At 43.6% G+C, this 7,830-nt stretch carries 5 protein-coding genes and 1 pseudogene; 2 read left to right on the plus strand and 4 right to left on the minus strand.

All coding sequences use genetic code 11. The features are described from left to right. Positions 1–1,709 (minus strand): accessory Sec-dependent serine-rich glycoprotein adhesin (locus PAN06_RS12115; protein WP_269796433.1); only part of this gene is annotated, 1,709 nt, incomplete at its 3' end. Between the two features lie 349 nt (positions 1,710–2,058). Further along, entirely contained in the window at positions 2,059–2,454 is a 396-nt protein-coding gene (locus PAN06_RS14410; RefSeq protein ID WP_269796435.1) for an LPXTG cell wall anchor domain-containing protein, read from the minus strand. Between the two features lie 34 nt (positions 2,455–2,488). On the opposite strand from PAN06_RS14410, the gene PAN06_RS14415 reads away from it, so the two are divergent. Together PAN06_RS14415 and PAN06_RS14420 are read left to right on the plus strand one after the other, a co-directional pair. Beyond that, the gene (locus PAN06_RS14415; protein WP_269796436.1) at positions 2,489–4,561 is read left to right on the plus strand and encodes a hypothetical protein; all 2,073 of its coding nucleotides are present in this window, start codon (positions 2,489–2,491) and stop codon (positions 4,559–4,561) included. 231 nt (positions 4,562–4,792) lie between these two features. Then, positions 4,793–4,927: a hypothetical protein gene (locus PAN06_RS14420; protein WP_269796437.1), complete on the plus strand. Its 135-nt coding sequence runs from the start codon at positions 4,793–4,795 to the stop codon at positions 4,925–4,927. A gap of 35 nt (positions 4,928–4,962) precedes the next feature. On the opposite strand, the pseudogene PAN06_RS14425 reads toward PAN06_RS14420, so the two are convergent. Continuing rightward, positions 4,963–6,312: pseudogene (locus tag PAN06_RS14425) on the minus strand (KxYKxGKxW signal peptide domain-containing protein); the annotation flags it as partial. 181 nt (positions 6,313–6,493) lie between these two features. Further along, on the minus strand, positions 6,494–7,830 hold a 1,337-nt coding region (locus PAN06_RS12140), incomplete at its 5' end, for a MucBP domain-containing protein (protein ID WP_269796434.1).

The following is a 7,830-nucleotide window of genomic DNA, read 5'->3' on the forward strand; positions in this document are numbered from 1 at the left end:
ACTGTACTATTATCAAAAGTTCCTGTTGTTACATTTTGAGAAGTACTTACTACTGGTACCTGAACGTAACCTGCAATATCACGAGCATTTGAAGCCGTATACTGTTGTCCCTCAATCCCAGATTGCCTGTATTCAGCAAGGATCTCTTCTTCACCAGTTGGTTGATACAGTCCATTTTGCCATTTACCCTTTGGATCCACCAAACGATACAAGGTAGACTGTTGAGACCACATGGTTGGTACTTTAACCTGGAAGAACTCATTTAATATTTGACCTTGACGTGAAGGTTCCATGACATCATAGACATCTCGGAGCATAACACTTCTGGCTGGAACCATAATACTAGGAAAAGATTGTAGGGTCACATAAGGAGGTTTACTTGCGTCTCCGAAAGAATAGATAAAGTTGTTGCCTGCTGGAGAATCGGCAATCAAGACTTCTTTAGGAAGTCGTATAGGGCTATTCAATCTCTCGTTGGGGTGGAATGTTTGAGAAAAGACTTCTGATCCATCTGATTCCTTCACAATTCGGAAATAAACATTCTTCGGATCACGAATATCTGGAGTCGTTTCGCTACGATCAACAGATAGTGTCGCATAGTAGCCCAAGGATTCCTCATTTCGGTCAACAAATTCCCAAATTGCAAAAGTATAACGGTTCAAATCGTGATCTTTTGAATACTTTGCAAGCTCTTCTGGAGTTAACAAAGCATTTTTATCTAGGTTCGGGTCTTTGGCAACATTCGAGGTTGATAGTGGCGCATCTACCACATTGGCGCCATGGCGATCATCCATCTCGGGTGAGATGGATAGATCTTCATCACTACTTCTAGCCTCTTCACTAATTGGAGCCAATTGAGCTGAGATAGCTGGTTTCCCATTTATATTGGAATTTCCCACAAAGCCTGCAGCCGTTAAGGTGGTCATCATCTCATCAACTGCTTTGCCCAAGCGATCGCGTTGCTCGGCATAAGCTTGCGCACCAGCATTTGTATGGATCAAACGATAGCTAGTAGTTACTTCCGATTGTAGCTTATTGATAACTGCTTCCAAAGCTGCCTTACGCTCAGGCACAGGTATCTGAGTAGCGTATTTCCCTGCGATTTGTTGGAGCAGCTCTGCTTCAGAAGCGTTTTGTTCCAATAGGGAAGCTTCATCTGTAGCTGCTGGTTCATCTACCGCTGATTCTGAAGCTAGAACTTGTGTGGATTCACTAGAAACGCTTGCCAAACTGGTAGATTCTTGCCCACTGATGGAAATAGAAGTCGATTCACTCATAGAGAGCGAATGGCTAGCCGTTTCAGAAAGACTTGTAGAGGTTGATAGAGAAGCAGATGCAGAATCTAGCGAGGATGTCTTTGAAAGAATGACGCTATCTGCTTCTGCCAATGTCTCTTGTTTCGTTTCAGACACAGTTGGGGCGAGAGATGCCACTTCTTCTGCTTGAGCCGTCGTAGCCACAACAGCTCCTCCAAATATAGTCCCTACAGCAACCAAGCCTTTTAATAACTGCTGGCCCTCCTTATGAAGACGACCGCCATCTTCTGGAACTTCGGCAATGACCATCTCCTCTACTTGCCCTCGAACCACACGAAAGAGTCCTAGAGCAGCAGTTGATGCTCGAAGCCAATTTTTTCCTGATTTAATTAATTTGAAGCGTACGACACGATCTGTCTCACGAAAGTTTCCTTTTGAACGCTTAAATTGCATGATATTCCCCTTACATTGTAGTCATTATTCATTATACAGGAATACTACGTAGATTCAAGTAATTTGCTATAAAAAACTTATTTATTGTTGTTTTTGTTTTCGAATTTTTTGCAAGAAATTAAAAACACTTCATTCTACTAGTAAAAAAGAGAGTGGGACAGAAATCGGTAATTCGTTAGAATTCGATTTCGTCGTCCCACCTCCGCACAGTTGAGTAGGGCTATAAAAGCTGATGAAATCAGCGTAGTAGAGCCCACTCAACCACTGCGTCTTGCTCGACAATGCAAAGACAATTGAGAGACTGGGACTTTTGTCCCAGCCTCTCGAAAAAATGATAGTTCCTACTAGATCAGTTCCCCTTCTTTTTACGTCGGGTCAGTCCAGCAATTCCAGCTAACCCTGTAACAACCCCAAGAAGAGCTAATGTCACAGATCCTGTTTCGCCAGTATTCGGAAGCGCCACAGATTGGCTGTGTTTTTGTGAACCACTTGCTGATTCTGATGAAGACAATGATTCTGAACCAGAAGCTGATTGTAAACCACTACCAGATATTGATACTGATTGTGATTGACTCACTGAAACTGAAGTACTTACTGATGTTGAAGTTGATTCAGGTGCAGAGGTACTCAATGATGCTGACTCAGATGCAGATACTGATGTCGAAACTGAAAGCGATACTGACTCGGATGTCGAGACTGACTCAGATATTGATACAGATTCTGATGTAGATGCCGACTCTGACACTGAGACTGATTCTGAGGCTGATACTGAGTCAGACGTGGAAACTGAGTCAGATGCAGATGCAAATTCGGATGTTGAGACTGACTCAGACGCTGATACAGATTCTGAACTTGAAACTGACTCTGATGTCGATACTGATTCAGATGTTGATACTGATTCTGAGACTGATACTGATTCGGATGTTGATACTGATTCAGATTCAGATACAGAAACCGACTCGAATGTCGACACCAATTCAGACGTTGAGACTGACTCAGACGTTGACACTGATTCGGAGGTTGAGACTGTGTCTGAGGTAGAAATCGATTCAGATGCTGACAATGACTCAGATGTCGAGATTGATTCAGACGTTGATACTGATTCTGAAGTTGACACCGAGTCTGATGTTGACCCCGACTCAGATGTTGACACTAATTCAGAAGTGGATACTGATTCGGACGTTGAGACGGATTCTGAACTTAAAACTGATTCGGACGTTGATGCAGACTCAGAGACTGAAACTGATTCGGATGTGGAAACCGACTCGGACCTTGACAATGACTCAGACACTGATACTGATTCGGACGTTGAGACTGACTCGGATGCTGACTCGGATGTTGACACTGATTCTGAAGTAGATACTGATTCAGACGTTGAGACTGACTCTGAAGTAGATACTGATTCAGAGGCTGAAACCGATTCAGACGTAGACACCGACTCAGACACTGATACTGATTCGGACGTTGATGCAGACTCAGAGACTGAAACTGATTCGGATGTGGAAACCGACTCGGACCTTGACAATGACTCAGTCGTGGATACTGATTCGGACGCTGATACTGATTCTGAGGTAGATGCTGATTCAGAAGTCGATACTGATTCAGACGTTGATGCTGACTCTGACGTTGAAACTGATTCTGATGTTGAAACCGATTCTGAAGTCGATACCGATCCAAACGTTGATGCTGATTCAGAAGTCGATACCGATTCATACGTTGACGCTGACTCTGACATTGAAACTGATTCAGATGTTGAAACCGATTCTGAAGTCGATACTGACTCAGATGTTGAAACTGATTCAGATGTTGACGCTGACTCGGACGTTGATACCGATTCAGAGGTCGATGCTGACTCAGATGTTGATACGGATTCGGACGTTGAGACTGATTCAAAAATTGAAACCGACTCGGACGTAGACACCGATTCAGAACTTGAAACTGACTCAGACGTTGAGACTGATTCAGATGTTGACGCTGATTCAGAACTTGAAACCGACTCTGACGTAGAAAACAATTCAGATGTTGAAGCTGATTCAAAAATTGAAACCGACTCGGACGTAGACACCGATTCAGAACTTGAAACTGACTCAGACGTTGAGACTGATTCAGATGTTGACGCTGATTCAGAACTTGAAACCGACTCTGACGTAGAAAACAATTCAGATGTTGAAGCTGATTCAGAACTTGAAACCGACTCAGACGTAGAAACCAATTCAGATGCTGAAACTGACTCTGATGTCGATGCTGACTCGGATGTTGACACTGATTCAGAGTCTGAAACCGACTCAGACGTCGAGACTGATTCAGATGTTGACGCTGATTCAGATACAGAAACGGACTCTGACGTCGAGACTGATTCAGATGTTGATACCGACTCAGACGTCGAGACTGATTCAGATGTTGACTCTGATTCAGATACAGAAACGGACTCTGACGTTGAGGCTGACTCGGACATCGACACCGATTCTGAACTTGAAACTGACTCTGAGGCTGAAACTGATTCTGAAGTAGATACTGACTCAGACGTTGAAACCGACTCAGACGCTGAGACTGATTCAGATGTTGACGCTGATTCTGATGTTGACTCTGATTCAGATACAGAAACGGACTCTGACGTCGAAACTGACTCAGAGGCTGACACTGATTCAGAACTTGAAACTGACTCAGATGTTGAAACCGATTCAGAACTTGAAACTGACTCTGACGTTGAAACCGATTCTGACGCGGAGACTGATTCTGATTCGAACACCGATACCGACTCAGACGTTGATACAGATACAAGTTCGGATGTAGAAACTGATACAAGAACACTCTTTGAAGTTGCTTCTGATGCACTAAGTGATTCAAATTGACTTGTCGACATCGATTCTGAATTCGAGACAGATTGACTATATTCTGTTGAGTCCATCGTCACTGCTACCAAGTTACTTGCATCCGAATAGACCGGATGATCACCGTAGAAGATGAGAGCTTTTGCATTCACTCCACCTGACTGCAAGGGCACTGTAGGCACTACTATCACCTGACCAGAAGCATCGGCTACAGCCGTTCCAATTTCCTCATCGTTGTTATACAAAACGACCGTGGCCCCAGGCCTGGCACCTGTAACTGTTACAGGTGTCTGGGTATTCGCTTTCTCCAATAGTCTCGTCGTCACCGTCGGCGTTGGGAGACGCTTGACAGGAACAGTTACATCATTTGAAGTATTATCTTTATAAGTAATGGTTACCACACCTGATGCAGAGACAGAATACTCCTTAAAGTCCTTCGAGCTTACAATTTTGGGATTAGAGGCCTTAAACGCCTCCCAGATCCTATCTTTTTCAACCTCTGCTACATTGCTAGTATCATTGACATAGATCTCTGTCGTCACAGGCCTAATTGGGTTACGGATACCGTCATTTTGAGGTAACACTTTAATTCGGAAAGAGCGATCGATAAACTGATTGTTTGAATTGGTAAATCTAACCGTGATCGTATATGTTTTACCAGGCTCTACGACCTCTTTGTCTCCAACTTTCCCTTCAATCAACATCGGTGCAAACGGAGATTTCAAGGTAGCATTAGGAACCAATACACCTTCAACCCGCTCGCTGTTAGGAGCATAGCCCATATAGGTCAGGATAACCCCACCATTTCGCTCTCTCACAATGTACTGCAGCTTAACAGGATCTGAATTATAGGCCGTAATTACATGATTATTTGCAGGAGCACTCATGAAAAATGGCGCACGAAAACTATTCTCTGCATCTAATGCACGTCCTGTCCGCGGATCTCGTTGGCCCGATGTCGCACGAAGCACCGCATTGACCAAGCGATTGCGTGCACTCTTAGCCTGGCTTTCCACTGCATCGATTTGGATTGCCGGATTGGACAAGCCTGTACGAATAGCCTCTAAAGCCAGATCTCCATTTTCAATAGCAGATTCTGTCCCAGGGATTTCCAGAGCCTGTGCCCGATAGGTATATAAATCCAAGGCCAAGACCTGCAGACGCTTCACCTGCTCCTCCGAGTGAGTTGTCTGAGCCACTGCTTCTTTCTCACTCGTTTCAGAAGTAGCCCTGTGGATAGAATTATCTTCTGAGAGACTATGGCTTGCCGTTTCTGAAGTGGACAGAATCGCTGAAACACTGACAACATGAGATTCACTCAAAGATACCGATTGAGACAGAGAGTCGCTTTCACTAGCTGACTCTGAAAATGAGATAGATTCACTCATGGATTGACTAGCTGACGCAGAATCTGCGATAGACGTCGTCCCCAAGACAAAACTATCTTGCCCAGCCACTCCTGTCGCTGGACTGATCTCAGATTCCAGAGCCACATTCATCTCATTTTCCTCAGCAAAAACTGGATCAGCAATTGTAGTTGCCCCAGCAAGAGCCCCCAACACAAGAATCCCTTTAGAAATCGGAGCTGGAACTGGATCAGCAGATGTTTCGAAAGGTCTCACGATTTCATCAGTCGCATCAGTACGAGAGACACGAAAAAGCCCTAGCTGCGAGATGGACGCCCGCACCCAAGTTTTTCCCGATTTGATCAATTTAAAACGTGTGATCCGCTCCGTTTCGCGAAACTCCCCTTTCGAACGTTTAAAAAACATGCCTGCTCCTTAAATTTTAGATATCGAGTTATTATACACTAATTTTCCCCAAAAGTAACTAATTAAGACTAGTTTTTAACACAAATAACAGCATACAAAAAGAGAACCCGGAGGTTCTCTTTTTGGATCCTTTTTCATTTCCCACATACCTGAAATGACCGAATCAAATTAGGATAGAAGATTATTTTTCATCTTCCTTTTTGCGACGTCCAAGTGCTGCAACCCCTGCAACCCCTGCAACTGCTCCAAGAAGAGCTGAAGCTACAGATCCTGTTTCACCAGTATTTGGAAGTTGTTCAAGAGCTGGAGCTGGTTGAGCTGGTTGCTCAGGAACTGGGTTCACTGGTGTATTAGGTGTTGGATCTACCGGTGTGTTTGGTGTTGGATCCATTGGTTTATTAGGTGTTGGATCTACCGGTGTATTTGGTGTTGGAGTTGGTGGCACTGGAGTGTTTGGTGTCTTCACAAGTTTGTAAACGTAAGTAACATTCTTATCACCTTCGATGACTTTACCAGTTGTTGGGTCAGTTGTCGTCAAGTGACCTTGTCCATCAACTTTACCTACTGGGTAGTTACCTTGTGGTACCAATTCATAGACTTTACCATCTGGAGTTACGATCGTCTTAGGACGGTTATCCACAACTGTATCGTAGTCTTTACCTACTGGTTGATCTTTCTCATCAACCACTGATGTCTTGATGGTCTTACCATTTTCATCCACATAATGAACGTATACATTACCCTTAGGTTGAGTTGGCTCTTCTTTAAGTTTGTAGATGTAAGTTACGTCTTTACGTCCTTCGATAACTTTACCTGTTGTAGCGTCTGATGACTCAAGGTGACCTTGTCCATCAACTTTACCTACAGTGTAGTTACCTGCTGGTACCAATTCATATGTCTTACCATTGTATTGGATTTCATTTGGACGGTTGTCTACTACTGTATCGTAGTCTTTATCAACTGGTTGATCTTTTTCATCCACTACTGAAGTCTTAATTGTGTTACCTTCAGTGTCTTTATAGTGAACGTAAACGTCACCCTTCACTTCTTTGTAAACGTAAGTGATGATTGAACGTGGTTTATCAACTTTACCTTTAATTGGATCAGATGATTCCAAGTGTCCATCGCCATCAACTTTACCTACTGGGTAGTCACCTTTCGGTACGATCTTGTATGTCTTACCGTCTGGAGTCTTGATAGTATTAGGTTTTTCGCCTTCCTCAGTTGTGTTATATGGTGTGTCATATGGTGAGTTTGGTGTGTCTTGACGAGGTTTCTTGATTTCTTTACCTTTTTCGTCTACGTAAGTGATGATAACATCACCTTCTTTAGGTTTCGTTGGATCTTCCTTAAGTTTGTAGACGTAAGTGACATTCTTATCACCTTCGATCACTTTACCAGTTGTAGCGTCATCTCCTGTCCAGTGACCTTGTTCATCGACTTGACCTACTTTGTAGTTACCTGCTGGTACCAATTCGTATGTCTTACCTTGGAACTCGATTTCTTGTGGACGGTTAT

The sequence above is a fragment of the Streptococcus sp. SM3 genome (assembly GCF_027497875.1).